Genomic DNA, 18,403 nt, shown 5'->3' with positions numbered 1-18,403 from the left:
GCAAGCGCTTGTGTCTCGGTCTTTTCTGTATGAAAAAGGGGGAAATACGATGAATAAAGTTGAGGCGATGATGCTGTTAGAGAAAATCGCGCAATATATGGAGATCAAGGGTGAGAACCCGTTCAAAATCAACGCGTTTCGTAAAGCGGCGACGGCGCTCGAGAACACCGAGCTCGAACTCGACGACATCGATGATTTGACGACGATCTCAGGTATCGGTAAAGGAACGGCAGCTGTACTCGAGGAATGGCGCCAGACGGGACGGAGCGAGGTGCTCGAGTCGCTTCAAGAAGAGATTCCGTACGGCTTGATGAAGCTACTCAAAATTCAAGGGCTCGGCGGCAAGAAACTGGCTCAGCTAAGAGGGGTCGGCGTCGTCGACCTCGAGTCGCTCATCCGTGTATTGGAAGACGGCACGGCGTCAGAATTGCCGCGCTTCGGCACGAAGAGCGTCGAGAAGTTGCTCGCAGCAGCACGGAACTTGGAATCCCGTCCGGAACGCCTGTCGTACGCGATGATGCGCCCGGTCGTAGAAGAGATCAACACGGTGTTAGAAGGCGAGGCGCTCGTCCTCCGGCATTCGGTCGGGGGCAGTTTCCGCCGGGCCGAGGAGACGTGCAAAGACTTGGACTTCATCATCGCGACCGAGGAGCCTGTCGCTTTGCGCGACAAACTGCTCGCGCTCCCGTTCGTCAATGAAGTCATCGCAGCCGGTGAGACGAAAGTGTCGCTCGTCTTAGAGCGCGAGGAGATGGTGTCGGTCGACTTCCGGATGGTCGAGCCCGGTGCTTTCGCCGCGACGCTCCACCACTTCACCGGCTCAAAAGACCATAACGTCCGCATGCGCCAACTCGCGAAAGCTAAGGGTGAGTCGATCTCCGAGTACGGGGTCGAGACCGCGGACGGCCTGTGGCAGCCGGAGACGGAAGCGGAGCTGTTCGAACGCTACGGCCTCCCGTTCATCCCGCCGGAGCTAAGAGAAGGCAAGCATGAGTTCGAGCACGACATCTCGAAGCTCGTCACGCTCGACGACATCAAGGCCGACGCGCATATGCACACGGTCTGGTCGGACGGGAAGCTGACGGTCGATGAGCTCGTCGCCGCGATGAAAGCGCGCGGTTACGAATGGATCGCCATCACCGACCACGGCAAGTACATGTCGTTCGTCAATGGGTTGACCGAGGAACGATTAGAAGCGCAAGGGGAAGAGATTCTTGCCGCGGCGAAAAAACACGATATGCACGTCTTGCGCGGTGTCGAGATGGACATCCGCCCAGACGGGACGCTCGACTACGAGCCTGAGTTTTTAGCGACGCTCGACTACGTCGTCGCCTCGATCCATTCCAAGATGGACCAAGGTGTCGACGAGATCATGGCGCGGCTCGAGAACGCCTGCCGTTCTCCTTACGTCAACGTCATCGCCCATCCGACCGGACGCTTGATCGGACGCCGTGACGGCTACCCGATCGACGAGGAGCGCTTGATCGCCCTCGCGAAAGAGACAGGGACGGCGCTCGAACTGAACGCCAACCCGAACCGTCTCGATTTGACCGCCTCGACGCTGAAGAAAGCGAAGGCGGCCGGTGTCAAACTGATGGTAAACACCGACACCCACCACCCTGATATGATGGAAGATATGGCACTCGGCGTCTTGCACGCAAGAAAAGCCTATCTCGAACCGTCAGACATTATTAACTGCCTCACGTTCGAAGAAGCGACAGCGTTCTTCGACGCGAAGCGACAGAAAGGAACATGCTAGATGGATCACGCGTTACGCGTATTAGAATATGAAAAGTTACGTCAACAGCTCGCCGTGCATGCGGCCAGCTCGCTCGGGAAAAACCGGGCGCTCAACATGCAGCCCGACTACTCGTACGACCGGGTACTCGCCAACTTGAACGTCACGCGCGAGGCGACCGAGGTCGTCCGGCTCCGGGACCGTTTGCCGCTCGGTGGACTCTCAGACGTCCGCGCCGAAGTGAAACGGGCCGCCATCGGCTCGGTGCTCTCGACGAGCGAACTGCTCGCCGTCGCCGCCGTCATGTACAGCGGCCGCCAAGTGAAGAACTTCTTTGAGAAGTTGCACGAGGACAACGAAGACATCCAAATTCCGCGCCTCGACGAATATGCCGAGCGTTTGACGAAGCTGATCGAGGTCGAGCAATCGATCCGTCACGCCATCGACGACCAGGGTACGGTCCAAGATTCGGCGAGCTCGCAACTGCGCGGTCTGCGGACGCAACTCCGCAGTTACGAAGGCAGTGTCCGCTCGCGGATCGACAACATCCTCCGCAACAACGCCAAGATGCTCTCAGACGCGATCGTCACGATCCGGAACGACCGCTTCGTCGTCCCGGTCAAGCAAGAGTATCGCCAAGCGTTCGGCGGGATCGTCCACGATCAGTCGGCGTCAGGGCAGACGCTCTTCATCGAGCCGCAAGCGATCGTCTCGATCAACAATGAGATCCAAGAAGTCCGCTTGAAAGAACGCTCGGAGATCGACCGCATCTTGACCGAACTGTCAAATCTCGTTGGTGGCGTAGCCGATTCGGTCGTCATAAATCTCGACGTATTAGCGGAACTCGACTTCGTGTTCGCGAAAGTCGCGTACGGACATCAACTGAAAGCGACGGAGCCAAAGTTGAACGACGCCCGCGAGATCAAACTGAAGCAGGCGCGTCATCCGTTCATCCCGCAAGACGAGGTCGTCCCGATCACGGTCGAGCTCGGGGAAGACTTCACGTCGCTCGTCATCACCGGACCTAACACGGGTGGTAAGACGGTCACGCTCAAGACGATCGGGTTACTGCAACTGATGGTCCAGTCAGGGCTCTATGTCCCGGCCGAGTTCGGTACAGAGCTCTCGGTGTTTGACGCCGTCTACGCCGACATCGGTGACGAGCAGTCGATCGAGCAGAGCTTGTCGACGTTCAGCTCGCACATGACGAACATCGTCAGCATGCTCGACAAGGTCGACTTCATGTCGCTCGTCCTATTCGATGAGCTCGGTGCCGGGACCGATCCGCAAGAAGGGGCCGCGCTCGCCATCGCGATTCTCGATGAAGTGAAGCGGCGTGGGGCCCGCGTCGCGGCGACGACCCACTATTCTGAGTTGAAGGCGTACGCCTATAACCGGGACGGTGTCGTCAACGCCTCGATGGAGTTCGATATCGAGTCGCTCAGCCCGACGTATCGTTTGTTGATCGGTGTGCCGGGACGCTCGAACGCGTTCGAGATCAGCCGACGCCTCGGTCTGTCCGAACAAGTGATCGATAAGGCGCGGAGCCACGTCGGCACCGACGCCGAGTCGGTCGAATCGATGATCAACGAGCTCGAGTCGGCGAAACAACGCGCCGAGCAGCTCGAGCAAGAATTGATCATCAAACGTCACGACTTCGAACAAGAGCAAGCGGCGTTCGAGGCGAAGATGAGTGAATTCGAGACCGAACGCGACGTGATGTACGGCGAGGCCGAGGCACGTGCCGAGAAGGCCGTCGAGAAAGCGAAGCGAGAAGCGAACGAAGTCATCGACCGGTTGAAGAAGCTACGCGCAGAAGGCATCGTCAAAGAGCACGAGATCATCGCCGCGAAGAAACAGCTCGAATCGGCGAAACCGACGCTCCAAGATAAAAAGATCCAAAAAGTGAAACAAAAAGCGCAGCAAAAACGTACGTTCAGTAAAGGCGAAGAAGTGAAAGTGACGACGTTCAACCAAAAAGGGTATATCGTGAACCAGATCAACGACAACGAGTACAACGTCCAAGTCGGGATCATGAAAGTGAACGTCAAAGCGGACGACCTTCAAAAAGTCGGACCATCGAAAGAACAAGGACTCCAGTCGAAAGGCAGCTCGCTGAAGCGCCAGAGCTCGACGAAGTCGGAGCTCGATCTTCGCGGTGTCCGGGTCGAAGAGGGACTCTCGCGCCTAGACAAATATATCGACGAGGCGCTCGTGTCCGGATACGACAACGTCCGCATCATCCACGGGCTCGGTACGGGCGCGATGCGACAAGCGACGCAAGAGTATTTGAAAGGACATCGTCACGTGAAGAGTCAGCGCCCGGGTGGTATGGGTGAAGGTGGACTCGGGGTCACGGTCGTCGAATTGAAGTGAGGGACGCATGATGATGGGGAACGTAACGTTTGGCGTGATGCTCGAATCGCTCGGCCTGTACACGATCGCCGGACTGATGATCGTCGTCGGGCTCGCCATCTTCGAGATGACGACGCCGTACAGTAACTGGCGCGAGGTTCAAAAAGGGAATATCGCCGTCGCGCTCGCGACCGGAGGCAAGGTCGTCGGCCTGGCCAACATCTTCCGTGTCGTCGAGAGCCATCACGAGCGGATGATCGACGTGTTGGTCGGGGGGAGCTTCGGCTTCTTCTTACTGCTCGTCACGTATTGGTTGTTTGAATTTTTGACGCCGTCGCTCAAAGTGAACGAGGAGATCGGGAAAGGCAATATCGCGGTCGGCTTGCTCGCGTTCATGCTCTCAATCGGGGTCTCGCTCGTCGTCGGCGCGGCGTTGGTGAGGTGAAGACATGGTATACGAACGATTGGCAAAGATTCTCTTTATCGGGGCCGGACTGTTTTTAGTGGCAGCGGTGCTATGGTTTGTCTTTTATTGAGTGAATAAACGGGAGAAGAGCGCTTCGGTGCTCTTTTTTTCGTACTATTGATTTGGGAATAAAGTAGGTGTACAAGGGAATGATATAGAGATAGGATGTAACGAATTTAGGATAAAGAGGTGTGGCCATTGTCGAACGGAGTAAATTTTTTTGAGTTGTTAGTGACGAATGCTGTAAAGTTACCGGGTGTAAAAGTCAATCGTGCAGAATTTTTAGTGAAAAGCTTCAGTAATAAAGTGAATTCGCCCCAGTTAACCGAAATTTTTGAACGAGGACCGATTCAAGCAAACGTTTCTCAAGAAATGGTCAGACGGGTCGCGAAGAAAATTGTCATGGATCGGACCTTTAAAAGTACGTCCGCTTCGTTTGTAGCCGGGGTGCCGGGTGGGATTGCGATGGCGGCGACGGTACCAGCCGACACTGCTCAATTTTTTGGAGTGGCGCTCCGCTTGGCGCAAGAAATCGGCTATTTGTACGGGTACGAGGATTTTTGGGATGGAGATCAACTAGATGTTGAGCGAGTGAGCGGTGATTTGATTTTATTTTTAGGCGTGATGTTTGGAGTCGGAGGAGCGACGGCGACAATCAAAGTGTTATCGTCGGAGCTATCAAAGCAGGCGTTAACGAAAATTCCAAATAAAGCGTTAACGAAAACGATTTACTACCCGATTTTAAAAAAAATGGGGGGATATGTCGGGGTGAAGCTCACGAAAAAAACGTTCGCACAAAGTGTTTCCAAGATTATTCCGATTGCGGGTGGGGTCATTTCGGGGTGGATTACCTATTCATCTATGACTCAAATGGGACACAGATTAGTGAATGCGCTTGAAGATAACATCGACGTTTCTTACGATGAGTTCGTCACGAGCTTTGAAGAAATGAAGCGAGAAAACCCTGATATCGTTGATGTGGATTTTCTCGTGTTAGAAGGTCGAGTGTAAGCCGATCAAACTTCGAAAGGGTCATGCCTGAATGTCGTGCATGAAGCACTCCAAGCAAAATAGGGTTTAGGAAAAACGACGTTTGTAGATGTCGCTTTTTTTAGTTGAACGTATGGATACTATGTAGAATGGTTTTGAATATTCGTTTTGGTGACGGAGGAGAAACGCTCGGAATAGGGAAAAGAGTTAGGAGGGATATGGCGCAACCATGAATGAAAAGAAGGAGTGAGGACGATGAAACAGTTCGAGATCGAGTTCCACATGATCAATGATGAGGTGTTGACGCAAGTCGTCGAGGCAGATAGTCGCTATGCGGCACTTGAAGCCATCTATCAGTCGTTCCGGCATGCTTCGGACGGCTTCGTCCAGTTCGAGGATGAATGGATCATTTTCCTTGATCATGTCGTGTATGTGAAGGCGTTTGAGATTGTGGAGTAGGAGGCAGCTATGGTGAAACATAATAAGTTGGTCCGAGACCGTGTACCTGAACTGATCCGTGCGGACGGAAAACGAGTCATCGTCAAACAGTTGAATCAAGCCGAGCACTTTGAACAGGCACGCCTGAAGCTATATGAAGAACTGAAAGAGTATGAAGAGACGAATATCGATGAGGAATGTCTTGAAGAGCTAGCGGATATTCTTGAGCTCGCTTATGAGCTCGGTAAAATGCATGGGGCTTCGTTTGAAGAGATGAATACGATTCGTGCAGAGAAGCGGGAGCGGAAGGGTGGATTTGAGAAGGGGTTATTTTTGGAGGAAGTTTTAGAATGAAAAAGCGACAGCCTGCAAACTGTTAATGAGTTTGCAGGCTGTATTTTAATTAAATGGTAGTTCCTTAACTAAATCTTCAGTGTGAAACTCTCGATCCTCATATTCATTCATCAAATCAAGATATACGTTTTGAGCAGTTTCAGGATCGGTCAAAAATACCTCTAGCTTTTTGTAAAGCATATCTAGCCCACCAGCTGCATATTCTTCAATGATTTCAAAGTTATCAAGAGGAGCGTCTTCTGCGTCGTCATCTGAATCGTGATCCACTGTAAAGCTTTCAAATGCGTTTTCTAAATGCATAATCAATTTCATGAATTGTAAATCTTGCTCCGAAAAAATTCCTAGCAAAATTTCCGGACCGGCTTTAATTTTCTTTCTACGCTCGTTACTATAGCCAAACAATAACGCTGCCATAAATGTGTCTTTGTATGTCTCAAACAATTGAGCATCTTCTCTTAACGCCGTGTACATATGATCTTGTGTGCTATCACGACGAACTGATCGCTTTGCCATTACATTACCTCCGCAATTTCAGTATATTCTCCTGAAACTTCATTCGTGTGATTAAGAAGTTTATAAGATTTACCTACCCGGTGATTAATCGCTTCGTCTACTTCGCCACGCCATTGCGATGTAGATACGATTACGACTACTTGATCAGATAATTTAGGAAGGCTGGTAGCTACCCGAGAACGATGGTCGGCATCAAGTGCTCCAAACGGAGAATCCATGACGAGAGGGAAGATGTTTCCGAGCTTTAGATCTTCGTCTAAAGCATGACCTTTTTCTTTATCTTTATATTCCCGCGTTAAATCTACAATAGCTCCAATAAAAGCCAAGCTTGTGATTTGAGATTCTCCTTGGGACAGTCCGATATTTCCCCCATTCACATCAGAAACAAGCAACTCGTAATTATCTGTCAACGCAATCGGATAATCTTTTCTCAACAACTGCGAATAGGTTAACTTAATTTTCTCTTCTAATTCAGATTTAACTTGAGATTCTCTTAATTTTAATAGACCGACCAAAGTATCTTTTACTTTAATTGCAGACTCTAGAGCGAGTTGAAGTTTAAGTTGTCGCTCTTCGGCCTTTGTTAATTTACTTACTTCTTTATTCAAAAGCTCTTCTTCTTTTGAGAGTTCATCAATGGAGCGGATTAAATCGTCAATCTTTGTCTCAGCTTTAACAATGGCAGTTCGAACTGCTGACTCTTTTTCAATTAAGTTACTAGAGTTTTCGATATTGCGTGAGCTCGTTTTCATCCGCTCTTCAATTTCTCGTAATTCTTCTTCAAATGTTCTAAGTTCTTCTCGTAATTCCTCACGCTCGCTAAGCAATCGTCTAATTTCTGCGTAAAAATGTGTTCTAGCAACTTCCCAACCGCTTAACTGGAAATATAGATGATCCATTTCGTTTTTTGATGTTGATAAATCCAACACTTCATTTTGTACTTTTTCTAAAGTTGAAATGGAGGCTGCTTCGAGTTCATGTCCACAAAGGCATGTCCCGCTTGAAATTAAGGATGGAATTAGCTCAGGATGAATCAACTTTTCAATTGTATCTCGCTGATCAGTCTGAGCAATCCGTTGGAATCTCTTGATTGGTAACTTCGAGAAAGCGAGATAACCAGAACTTGACAACTGATTTCTTAATTCTTTTAGCTTTTCATCAAATGCATTCTTCGTATAAGTGATGGATTCAACCAAGTGGTCCCGAGTTGTTTGAAAAGTTCTAGTCTCCTCTCCGTTTCGAAGCGCATTCTCGATGCTTTTTAATTCGTTTTGAGCGGCCGACAGTTCTTGTTTTGTTTCAGTTAACTGATGTTTCTTTCTGACTTTGTCTTCTTCAAGTTGGTTAATTCGTAAGTATTTATCGCTCAATTCACTTTTTACGTTTTTCGATACTTCATCACGTAATTTCACGATAGTTTTACTTAAATGCTCAATTGAATTATCAAATAGTTCTAATCCCATCATTCGTTTGATGGAGTCTCGAATTTCAGAATAAGCCTCTTTCTTTCCTAGGTGGTCCATTCGCTCTCCGTCGAAGAAAAAGAACGTATGGAGTTTGTAAGGTAAAATCCGATTGACTTCATAAGCGAGGTCTCTAATTTTTGTTGATTGATTCGTAATGATATTACGCTTCGTGAGTTCAACTTTTTGATTCACAGTTTTATTTTTTGGGAGATTAAGTATGTTTGTCTCGACATCATATTTTGCATGTAGAAGCCGTCGAAGGTCATATTCGTAGTCGTTGTGTTCGAATCTGATTCGAACCGATGTACTTAAATCTTCTTGATTATTTGTACTTTCATGAATAGCTTTGTTATTAAAAATGGACTCGGGGTTCGGTAATTTGAGTTCTCGGCCATAAAATCCCCAAATTAATGCGGTCAATAGAGCCGTTTTACCACTACCATTTTCTCCATGGATGACAGTAACATTTTTGCCTGATCCGTGAGCAAATTCAATTTCATTCTGGCCATAATACTGACGAAAATTTTCAATGACTATTTGCTTAAGAATCATGTCAGATGTACTCCTTTTTAATGAGTTTTGAGAATTCGTCGGGTAATTGGGCAGCAGTAAAAGATCCTTCTTTGTCTAAATAGTCTTTTTCTAATCGAATAATGTTTTGAAGAATTTGTTGTTCTGTTTCTGTTAGATTGTTTAATAAGGCATATACATCCTGTTCATTGGATGATTGGTTCGGATTCATCGAATTCACCTCATGATTCATTATAGGTCGACTAAATTAAATGCTTCTTTAATTGGAGTTAAGACACGAAGTGCTTGATAATGGTTTTCAGATATTGATGCAAATTCATTAACTCGTTTAAGTTCATTCATTAAAAGTCGTCTTTCAATATTAAACTCTTTGTCAGTGAGTAAGTCGATTTCTGACAAGGGACGAGGAATCACGATGTAATCATGGATATAAGCATACTCTTTTCCTGGATGCTTTCTTAAAATCCGTCCTCGCCGTTGAATGAACTCTTTAGGGTTAGTCGTACTAGCTAAAATATAAGCGGTCTCAGCAGAAGGGACGTCTACGCCTTCATCTAAACAACGAATTGCAACAAGAGCCTGAATGCTATTCTCTGAGAAATCTTTTAGCAGCATCTGTCGAAGTTCTTTTGTTTCAGTTGAGGTAAACGTTTTTGCTGTTATTCTCAAATCTTCGTTTAGAAATTGAGCAATGTGATCAACATGTCTTTGATCTTCTTTTGAATGATCGCCACAATACACGATTGTATTGGAAAGTTTTTTTTGAGTACTAAGTTGCTCTTTTAAAAGTATATCTTTTTGTTGTGCCGCATTAATTAAGCGAGCTCTTTTAATCAATAACATTTCCAACATTCCAGTGTCACTTCCAGAAGCTTCAATAGATTGATTGTCGGAAAGGTTAACTAGTTTTGAAATTTTATTTGTAAGTTCGTGATAAATTTCAAGCTCTTCTTCAGTGAGCGATACTAAGTGAGGATAATAATAATACTTCGTCAAAAATCCTTTTTTAATGGCTTCTTCCAAAGTAAACTTATATATTGATCCACCAAAATAATTTAACAATTGTTCGGTTCCGACTTCATCATGATGTCGAATTGGAGTAGCACTTAGCGCTAATCGGTTCTTAAATTGTCCGGGAAGAGATTTTAATGACTGTCCCGTGCCTAAGTTGTGTGCCTCGTCAGCCACAATCATACCGTTATCAGAAATTCGGTTGAGCTGAGCTTGAAAATGAGCATTTTTAAACGTGCTATTGGTAGTGATGACGCACATGAAATTTCTTATCTTGAAATTATATTGAGTAATTTTTCCGGCAAGGGTAGCGCTCCATTGGGATTTTGAACCATAGCATAAGATTGGATCCATTCCAAATGATTTGGCATCTTTTGCCCACTGATCGACTAAATGCTGATAAGGACATAGAATAATAACCGCAAGACGCCCGTTTTCTTTAAACCGTTCTGTGATAGCTGTAAGGGCCGTGAGTGTTTTTCCAGTACCAGTAGCCATTTCTAATAATCCTTGATAGTTATTTCTTTTCCACTTTGAAATCGCCTCTAGTTGATAATCTCGAGGTGTGAACCAACTAGGTAAAGAAGGAAATTGAATTGTTGAATCCATTTTATAGCTCCTTTATCATAGATAGAAGTAGGTAAAACCTACCATATACTCTTATTATAGATATAATAAAGAATATAGTTAATAAAAAAGTTGTTAAGGTTGATTGAAAGGAATGAATGACATGGAATATTTTTTCTCATTTCTAAAACCCATTAATCCTAAGGCAGAGGAACTTGGACAAATTGTTCAAGATAAATATTATGCCGATCCTGAAAGTGCATTATTGAATTCTAGGAAAATGATTGAAGTAATCGTGAATGGCTGGTTAGAGGTCAGTGGGCTTCAGAATACATATAATTTAAACGACAACATAAGAGTTCTTCTGACTGAAGAAATTATTGATCGTTTAATTGCAACTGATCTTCACTATGTACGAAAAAATGGTAATAATGCGGCACATGAATTATTCACAAAAGAAGCGCATGAAATTTTACCTAAGATTTGGTCAAGTTTATATAATATCGTAGAATCGTATGTTCTAAGTTATGAGAATCCACCTATAGTACCAAAATATGCGCCACCTACTCCACCAACAGCAAAAAGTGATGGAGTAAGCCATGACGATATTCTGAAGATTGTAGAAGAGCAGCTTAAAGCTAAACTTCAAGCGTTAGAGAGCAGTAAGAAAACTGTAGATGTAAATCCTACTGTAACTACTGACTCACAAGAGGAAAAAAATAGACTGCATGATTTTGTACCTCAGATTGAGAACAGCAATGAGAGCTACTTGTATAATCTTTTATCAAGATTAAATGAGTCTTCAAAAGAAGCGGTTGAAAGTGCGGAACTCCCACTAAGTTCTCTTAAGCAGTATTTACATGTTGAACGGCCAATTGAGAAAAAATTGGTTCAGCTTCTTCGACAATCTGAACAAAAACGGTTAACGCTACTAATTGGAAGTGTAGGAGATGGGAAGTCCCATATTCTATCGCATCTTCAGTCTGCAGATCCTGAGTTGATGAACCGATACAAAAATAAAATTTGGAACGATGCGACTGAAAGCCTTTCTCCTCATAAAACAGCAATGGAAACATTGTTCGAAAAACTTATTCCGTTTTCAGATCAATTATTGACTGAAGGATCAGATGAATTTGTTTTAGCAATTAACCTTGGTGTATTGCACAAGTTTTTATATGACTTCGTAGACTCTTTTGATAGCGGGTATACTTTCACCTCGCTAATTGGTTACATTGAGCAATCGGGAATCTTTGAAAACGAAATTTCGGCAGCCTCACAGCATGAGTATTTTTCAATGGTCAGCTTCTCTGATTATCCAATGTATGAGCTCACGAAAAGTGGGGTAGAGTCAGAGTTTTTAATGAAAATCTTATCTAAAATGTTTGATCAAACCAGAGATAATCCATTTTATTTGGCATATTTAGAAGATGCGAAGCAGGGAATCGATTCAATTGTCCATCGAAACTTTTTGCTCATGACCAACATAAACGTGCGACGTAACTTTGTGAATTTAATTGCCCGCTCCCTCTTAAAGGAAAAAGCAGTTTTATCAATGCGTCAATTTTTCAATTTGATTTATGAGGTCATGGTTCCAGGAAATTGGTCAAACATCAGTAAGCAGAAAATCGTACTTGAGACGTTACTCATGCATGGTCTCCACCAAAAGATATTTACGAGTCAAAATGATTCTCCAATTTCGGTCATGTTAAGGAACGAAGACCCAATCGCTTATCGTTCTGAAGAAATTGACCAAATCATTCTTCAAATCAATCTCGAATCTGACGTTAGCGGATTTGTTTCTAGGTTTGACGAATCGACAAGACAGACATATCAACTTGATTTGTTGGACCGCGAACTCGTTACTGAGCATACGCAATCTTTATTGCGCTTGCTTTATTTATCCAATCCTCGAGAAATGAATATTTCTCAAACAACAGTTGAGTCATTTTCAAAATATTTGTATGCCTACTACACAGGACAAAGATATGAACTCAAAACACTTTATGAGAAATTTGAAAATGCGCTCATGTTATGGTTTGGCTTTAAAAAAGATCAAAAAAAATATTTGTTTGACACGAGTGCAAAAGTTTCAAAGCGTTATCGCATTGCTAAACCAGTTAGCTTTACGCTAGATCCGATTAGTATGTCAGTGAAGAATGAAGAACAAGTCGTTCAGTTCCGTAACTCTTTGTTTATTCAATTTGCTGTCGGTGAGAGTAAACAAAGAATTAAACTTGAAATCGATTATAAGATGTTCAGTTTGATTACAAAAATCGATCAAGGTTATCAACCGTCTAAAATTGATTTTGATGATGCGATTCGATTCAGTGAGTTTGCTAATGCTATCCGCACATATAACTCTAACAATGAAGAAGTGTTGATTTATATTATTCAAACTGGAGAAACATTCGTCTTAAAACAAGAATTAGACCCATTTAGCAGTGAAGAGAAAATTGTATTTAGCAAATTGTAAGTTCTGAAAGCAGGTGTAAATGATGAGATTATTACCAGAAAAAATATTTGATGAGAAACAAGTGATTGTTCTAGACAAAGATCGAAAAAAAATCGCGAAACGTCAAACGTCAAATTTTTATCAAGTGCTCCCTTTTACAACGGGAAAGAGTGACTCGATTAAGAATGCTCTGTCAGACTGGGAAAAAGAAGTCGGAGCTTACTCTAGAAGACTTCTTAATCAAGATTTGTCAGCCAAGTCATTTAATACGGATCATCTTTTAGAAGGAGTCTTGGAGCGAGTCGAGAGCTTACCTGAACATGAAGATGAAATTCACACTTTTTTCAGTGAATTGCTTCTTCAGAGAGATGGGGGGTTAAACGTTACTCATCCAAGTATGTTCATGTACATCCAAGGGAATCCTGCCACAAAGAAAAAATTAGGTACATTTTTAGCAGATTTGACGTACCGTGCTTTGGATGAAGAACAAATCGAAAAGATTAGACAAATTTTTAAAGCTGGTCAGAATGAGACGCTATTAGACAAAATGATTGTGAATTTACTCCCTAATCTTACTGCTAAAGAGTATAAAGTTGAACATGAACTTTATTCTTCATTACCAATTAAGTTATTAGGCGAGGACTTAATTTACTTGGCAGAGCATCCTCAATACTTCTTGAAAGAGATTAATCACTTACTTAAGTACTACTTGCACTATGTTGTTTCTCAGACAACCATTAAAATCAACAATTTTGAAACTTCTAATTGGTATCATCCATCTAAATTATTTTATACAATTCATCATGAAACGACTGTTACCTCAAGACGTAAGACGATGAACTCGGGTATGGGACTATTAACGAGCGCTAGCGAAAATTTATTTGTTCATGAATTGACTATGGCACAGTTGAGTTGTAACTCTCATAACCAATCATTAGAAGAAGAAAAGTCTAAAATCATGACGTATGATGAAATTCATCAGTATTTCGAATCACTTAATGAGGCCGATCAACTTCAATTTTTAGAAGATATTGATATGCAAAGTGAACGAATACTCCAATATGCCGGCTTAGAAACTCAAGTGAAGAAAAGTCAGACTTTCAATGAGTCAGTCAAACAACTGTTCAATACGATGAAAATCACGACTCCAAAAGAGGCACAGTCACGATATGGCGATCATGTAAAAAACATTGCGAAATCACACTTTACGAAACGAAGAGGACGTTTAGGCTACGTACTATCTTTGAATCAAGAAATGTTGATTCTGATGTGTGCTGTCAGTTGTAAAAATGACCGAATTACGTTTGTAGAACTATTAGAGCGTTTAAGTCAACGAGGAATCAATTTTGATAACGAATCAACAACAGCACTATTACTGTTGTTAGAAAAAATAAATGTCATCGATAAGAAGAGCGATAGTGGGGAGGCACAGTATGTCAAACCAATTTTATGAGTACGTCACTAAAAAAATAAACGGTCATTTTTTAGTAAACACTCCGAAACCTGGCGACAAATACTACTTGCAGCTAGAAGAGGAAAGTCACGTTAAATATTTAAAAGACTATCTCGAACAAGAAACAAACGATCAAGTCAAAACGTTCGAGTATAAGCTGAACGGAGTTACTGAGTACCGCACGATTATGATTGATTACGGTACAAGTGAGTTGATTATTGCTACTCAAATTGACGGTGTTCAACCTGATTTCTTCGTTAAACTTCGTAACTTAGTAAGCGAGCAAGAAGGAGAAGGCGTCAATCGCTCTCTGCTCGTCATTTACCACGGGCAACTAGACAGTATTGATGGTGGGGGTGCTAATCTTCAGAAGGAAGGTATGCCACTTAATCCTCAAAAAATTCTAGAAGAACTTAAGTACGAATTAAAGCAAATGTTCGAAAATAAAGGTGCATTGGTCGAAGTAATTGATTTTCACTTAAGAGAAATTGAAGAAGAGTTCAGCTCATTTAAAGGTGTTTCATTCTTCGATTTTGAAGAAATATTATCCCTTATGCAAAAGTCAGAACTCTCAAAATTAGATTTTCTAGCGTTACGTTTCTTCCACGATCAAGAGCTCGAATCGTTTGTGCAAACGTCTTCGAAAAAAGAAATACGAGAAAGATTGCGTGAAAACCGAGAATTATTTGAATTTGTTCAAGAGAGCCATTTTAACGAAACTACTGAGACACAATTACCTAAGAAATTTAATGAACAAGGTGTTAACAAACTCAAACATGACCATTGGAATGAACTCACATTACAAGAAGTCATCAAGCTAAAGGCCGAAAAGAACAATAAAATGTTTGAGATTGATGAAATATCAATCGTTAATGAACATTCTTCGGTAGTTGTTTGGGATCGACCTCATAAAACAACTAAAACAGGTAAGCGTACGCGCTATATTGCGATTTTCAACCCGACTCATGAACAAGAGATCAAACTGCGAGCTAAGTATGTGATTGAGGGTAAAGGTGTTCGGAAGAGTTTAGAAGAATCGCAAGTGACAATTGATTATTGTAATCCTGCACTTGAAGTGACTCCTAGCGTGAAGACGAATAATCTATATTTGACACTCGCTTTTATACAAACTCATAACGCTGCACAATGCACGGTAAAATACAAAGTGAAGAATGAGAACACACTTTATTCAGAATTAAATATTATGGTGTTCCCATTTTCGAGCGATGTCTTTAAAGACTATGCTGGTACTTATGAAGTGAAGCGACTGAAAGGGAACGATGTCGAATATTTGATTTTAGGTAACAAAGAAGGTGAACTGCGTTTAGGAGATGGCTCACAAACTCCGATTTACCAAGAACAATCACTTTTAAAAGTAGATGAAGAACCTCACGTAACGTATCATTTTGATCAGGACTTGTTTGAAGAGGATCAGTTTTTACAGCTAAGCGTTGCAGAATCTCATCCAATAAATATCAAACTTAGTGTTGACGCATCAAAACCTCATCCAATCTCGAATATTAGATTATATAAAGAGAAACGCGAGAAGCGTTCGTCAATCGTCCTTGGTTCAGATGGAAAACTGATTTTAAAGAACCAAATTTACTACCCACAAAACGAATATAAAGACTATTTAGAGTATGAAATGGAATGGCTCAATAATAGTATGCAAACAGCTGTCCTGTCTTCCGGCGTCGTCAGCCCTGTCGATTTGGAGTTCGGCGCCTATTATGAATTAAGAGAAGCATACAATCTATTCCTGAACTACTTTAAGATCAAACAAACTGTCCCGATGCTGGCTTATTGGGATGATGAATATAAGCGAGTCGCTTTGGATTATGTTCAAGCTTATGTGAAAGCAATTGAATCGATTCCAGAAGCGGATCGGTTGTTTGAAGTCGGGCACTCGATTTTAAAATTAGGTGTTTTGTTTAACAAAAAAGAAGAAGTCGTCTACTTTACTCCATTCCACCCGGTTAACGTTGCGTTTCAATTAGAATTGAACAATCAACTAGGAGAAGAAGAAGTATCAGAAAGTGTGCTTAAACGCTTACGTGCTGATGCACTCGCTCCGTACCTCTGGTTTGAAGGTAAGGCATATAAAGCAGAATCCCAGTCAAATCTGCCAGAGTGGATGGTTTATCGAGTAAAAGAAGAAGTTGTCGTGGCTGAGGCGGACCGCTTTTTATCAGAAGTGGTCAAAGAAAAGTTAAATCAGTTTGTCGACCATTTCACCTCACTCTTTTATCAGACAAACCAAGTCGTTAGGGCTCCGCTATATCTGAACGTGATTGAAATTCGAAACGATGAGATGGTATTAAAAGGTGTCGTTGAATGGATTTTCCGTCAACTCAAAGATAGCTACGAAAAGAATAAGGATGAAGTGATTCCTGTCGAAGTAAAACTTTACTGTGATTCTGGTCGATATCGAAGTGCTTTCGATCAATTTGCTGCCAAAGATTTTATGGAGGACGACTGGGAACAGTTTGAATATCTTTACTCGCTAATCCCTAAAAACTTTATTCTCTCACCGCAAGAAGTGGCAGAGAAGATTCAATCGCTCATCAATCATTATCACATTCAAAATGAGCACTTTAATGATTTTGACTATGCTCACATCAGTTTCTATAAGATGAGCGGTGAGGAACAAGTCATTACAGATAAAATGGAGTACATTAAGAGCGGTAATGCGATGAACGGTTTATATTCAACGCTCGCACCGACGATCAAAGATGGACAATTTAGTATGGGATTTGGGCTTCGCGGCTATGCGATTGAAGAAGATGATTTGCTCTTACGTTGTGCTAAATCATTTAATGAATTAAACGTTCATATGAAAGACAACGGCAGTAGTTCCTTCGCACACGGTCTTACGGCATTAGCTAGTATTACAGCCGCGAGAGATGGCTACAAGTTACAAAGTATCTATGAAAGTTCTCACTGGGTCACATTAATTGAACCGACAGTCGATCTAGGATACTTTTCATCTAAACAAGGAAATCCAGATAATGAATTGATCATCATTCATTATAATGACCAATCTTCTTCTTATCGGTATGATGCAATCACAGTTACGAAAAAAACAGAACAATATCAAGCGGTGATTAAAGATTATTTGAATCATGAAAAACCGGACTTGAATACAGATGAGAGTATCAAAGAAATCATCCAAACGTTCAACGTCATCAACGGTGAATGGTTACTATCTATGATTCAACAAGGTTTAAGTAATGAGACGGCTCGTAACGTTCATAAGAGTCGAGAAAAATTCAGTTTGTTGGCCGCTGTGAAATATTCGTTGGCCATGTTCACAACCGACGACATTACATGGGTTCCAATTTCCTTAGAAGAAATTTTACGAGTGGCAAAAGCAATTGGCTTAAACCATGCCAGTTCACCGTTCACCGTAAAAGCGTTAGGGAAATCAGGTAGCTATTCAGATGACTTGCTGTTGATTGGAGTTCAAGAAGTTGAAGGAAAATTAAAAATGCATTTCTATCCGATTGAAGTCAAAATCGGTAGAAATCTGAACAACGTGTTAGATAAAGCTCGAAATCAAGTCGTACGAACAAAGTCACTCTTTGACTACGAATTGGGTGTTGGAGAGACAAAAACCACGTTCTCGCAACAATATTATCGAATGTTTTTTGCTCATCTATTCTTAGCGAATGCGAAAAAGCTATTCGAAGGAAACTTGTGGAGCGAAAAAGATGACAATTACGACTTTGAAAACGAACGTCTTTCCGTTGTAGAGAAGCTGATGAAAGGCGATTATGAAATTTCGAATGAATTAACGGATTACTTCAACAAGGGCGTAGTCGTATCGTTTAAGACCGAAGAAACGATTTCGTCAGTAGAACGAGTCGAAGATGACATCCTGTTGCTTAACCTACCAGAACAATATGGAATTAGTGGCGGATCATATTCGATCGAAGAGATCCGGCAATCAATCATCGATGGGAAAAAAGATATCCCTAGAGAAGAAATGCTTCAGAAATTCAAAATTAATAAAATTTGAATTTGAAAGACCGGCTCAACTAAAAATGAGCCGGTCTTTTTTCTGTGTGAT

13 protein-coding genes are annotated in these 18,403 nt (G+C 42.7%); 9 read left to right on the top strand and 4 right to left on the bottom strand.

Going from position 1 to position 18,403, the window contains the following annotated elements:
• Nucleotides 1-49: 49 nt before the first annotated feature.
• The 6 genes from polX (at nucleotide 50) to EVJ32_RS06055 (ending at nucleotide 6,341) form a co-directional block, all read left to right on the top strand.
• A complete protein-coding gene (gene polX, locus EVJ32_RS06080; RefSeq protein WP_131457490.1) occupies nucleotides 50-1,759 on the top strand; it encodes a DNA polymerase/3'-5' exonuclease PolX in 1,710 nt (569 codons plus the stop codon).
• Entirely contained in the window at nucleotides 1,760-4,114 is a 2,355-nt protein-coding gene (locus tag EVJ32_RS06075) for an endonuclease MutS2 (RefSeq protein ID WP_131457488.1), read from the top strand.
• A 7-nt stretch (nucleotides 4,115-4,121) separates the two neighbouring features.
• On the top strand, nucleotides 4,122-4,538 hold the full coding sequence (locus EVJ32_RS06070) for a DUF350 domain-containing protein (RefSeq protein ID WP_131457486.1): 417 nt from the start codon (nucleotides 4,122-4,124) through the stop codon (nucleotides 4,536-4,538).
• A 210-nt stretch (nucleotides 4,539-4,748) separates the two neighbouring features.
• Nucleotides 4,749-5,570, top strand: a complete 822-nt coding sequence (locus EVJ32_RS06065; protein WP_236639489.1) for a bacteriochlorophyll 4-vinyl reductase — start codon at nucleotides 4,749-4,751, stop codon at nucleotides 5,568-5,570.
• A 234-nt stretch (nucleotides 5,571-5,804) separates the two neighbouring features.
• Nucleotides 5,805-6,008, top strand: coding sequence for a hypothetical protein (locus EVJ32_RS06060; protein ID WP_131441029.1), 204 nt, complete (start codon nucleotides 5,805-5,807; stop codon nucleotides 6,006-6,008).
• Nucleotides 6,009-6,017: 9 nt separating this feature from the next.
• Nucleotides 6,018-6,341: a nucleoside triphosphate pyrophosphohydrolase gene (locus tag EVJ32_RS06055; RefSeq protein ID WP_131457484.1), complete on the top strand. Its 324-nt coding sequence runs from the start codon at nucleotides 6,018-6,020 to the stop codon at nucleotides 6,339-6,341.
• A gap of 45 nt (nucleotides 6,342-6,386) precedes the next feature.
• Here the strand turns inward: EVJ32_RS06055 and EVJ32_RS06050 are convergent, their stop codons facing one another.
• Genes EVJ32_RS06050 through EVJ32_RS06035 form a run of 4 tightly spaced genes read right to left on the bottom strand, consistent with a single transcriptional unit; the run spans nucleotide 6,387 to nucleotide 10,471 of the window.
• Nucleotides 6,387-6,854 carry a hypothetical protein gene (locus EVJ32_RS06050; protein WP_131457482.1) on the bottom strand — a complete coding sequence of 156 codons (468 nt, stop codon included), beginning with the start codon at nucleotides 6,852-6,854 and terminating at the stop codon, nucleotides 6,387-6,389.
• Complete coding sequence (locus EVJ32_RS06045) at nucleotides 6,854-8,872, bottom strand: AAA family ATPase (protein WP_131457480.1); 2,019 nt, start codon at nucleotides 8,870-8,872, stop codon at nucleotides 6,854-6,856. The genes EVJ32_RS06050 and EVJ32_RS06045 overlap by 1 nt, the downstream gene beginning before the upstream one ends.
• A gap of 1 nt (nucleotide 8,873) precedes the next feature.
• Nucleotides 8,874-9,062 (bottom strand): hypothetical protein, encoded by a 189-nt coding sequence (locus EVJ32_RS06040; RefSeq protein ID WP_131457478.1) that lies wholly within the window; start codon nucleotides 9,060-9,062, stop codon nucleotides 8,874-8,876.
• Between the two features lie 20 nt (nucleotides 9,063-9,082).
• A complete protein-coding gene (locus EVJ32_RS06035; protein WP_131457476.1) occupies nucleotides 9,083-10,471 on the bottom strand; it encodes a DNA phosphorothioation system restriction enzyme in 1,389 nt (462 codons plus the stop codon).
• 121 nt (nucleotides 10,472-10,592) lie between these two features.
• Here EVJ32_RS06035 and dptF point away from each other — a divergent pair, with 121 nt between their 5' ends.
• From dptF to dptH, 3 genes are read left to right on the top strand one after another with little or no spacing between them, the layout of a single operon-like run.
• Nucleotides 10,593-12,902 carry a DNA phosphorothioation-dependent restriction protein DptF gene (gene dptF, locus EVJ32_RS06030; RefSeq protein ID WP_161568783.1) on the top strand — a complete coding sequence of 770 codons (2,310 nt, stop codon included), beginning with the start codon at nucleotides 10,593-10,595 and terminating at the stop codon, nucleotides 12,900-12,902.
• Between the two features lie 22 nt (nucleotides 12,903-12,924).
• Nucleotides 12,925-14,334, top strand: a complete 1,410-nt coding sequence (gene dptG / locus EVJ32_RS06025; RefSeq protein WP_131457472.1) for a DNA phosphorothioation-dependent restriction protein DptG — start codon at nucleotides 12,925-12,927, stop codon at nucleotides 14,332-14,334.
• Nucleotides 14,315-18,352, top strand: a complete 4,038-nt coding sequence (gene dptH, locus EVJ32_RS06020; protein WP_236639488.1) for a DNA phosphorothioation-dependent restriction protein DptH — start codon at nucleotides 14,315-14,317, stop codon at nucleotides 18,350-18,352. Before dptG ends, dptH begins: the two co-directional genes overlap by 20 nt.
• The last annotated feature ends 51 nt before the right edge of the window (nucleotides 18,353-18,403 follow it).

Source organism: Exiguobacterium sp. SH5S4 (assembly GCF_004337045.1).
Classification (GTDB): Bacteria; Bacillota; Bacilli; order Exiguobacteriales; family Exiguobacteriaceae; genus Exiguobacterium; species Exiguobacterium aurantiacum_A.
Note: the sequence above shows the minus strand (reverse complement) of the source record. Positions and strands in the feature narration are given on the sequence as shown.

Bases quoted from the DNA above. Each gene is read 5' to 3' on its own strand.
- EVJ32_RS06045 (WP_131457480.1), bottom strand. From the start codon at position 8,872: ATGATTCTTAAGCAAATAGTCATTGAAAATTTTCGTCAGTATTATGGC.
- EVJ32_RS06060 (WP_131441029.1), top strand. From the start codon at position 5,805: ATGAAACAGTTCGAGATCGAGTTCCACATGATCAATGATGAGGTGTTG.
- EVJ32_RS06070 (WP_131457486.1), top strand. From the start codon at position 4,122: ATGATGATGGGGAACGTAACGTTTGGCGTGATGCTCGAATCGCTCGGC.
- EVJ32_RS06035 (WP_131457476.1), bottom strand. From the start codon at position 10,471: ATGGATTCAACAATTCAATTTCCTTCTTTACCTAGTTGGTTCACACCT.
- dptF (WP_161568783.1), top strand. From the start codon at position 10,593: ATGGAATATTTTTTCTCATTTCTAAAACCCATTAATCCTAAGGCAGAG.
- dptG (WP_131457472.1), top strand. From the start codon at position 12,925: ATGAGATTATTACCAGAAAAAATATTTGATGAGAAACAAGTGATTGTT.
- EVJ32_RS06075 (WP_131457488.1), top strand. From the start codon at position 1,760: ATGGATCACGCGTTACGCGTATTAGAATATGAAAAGTTACGTCAACAG.
- dptH (WP_236639488.1), top strand. From the start codon at position 14,315: ATGTCAAACCAATTTTATGAGTACGTCACTAAAAAAATAAACGGTCAT.
- polX (WP_131457490.1), top strand. From the start codon at position 50: ATGAATAAAGTTGAGGCGATGATGCTGTTAGAGAAAATCGCGCAATAT.
- EVJ32_RS06050 (WP_131457482.1), bottom strand. From the start codon at position 6,854: ATGGCAAAGCGATCAGTTCGTCGTGATAGCACACAAGATCATATGTAC.
- EVJ32_RS06055 (WP_131457484.1), top strand. From the start codon at position 6,018: ATGGTGAAACATAATAAGTTGGTCCGAGACCGTGTACCTGAACTGATC.
- EVJ32_RS06040 (WP_131457478.1), bottom strand. From the start codon at position 9,062: ATGAATCCGAACCAATCATCCAATGAACAGGATGTATATGCCTTATTA.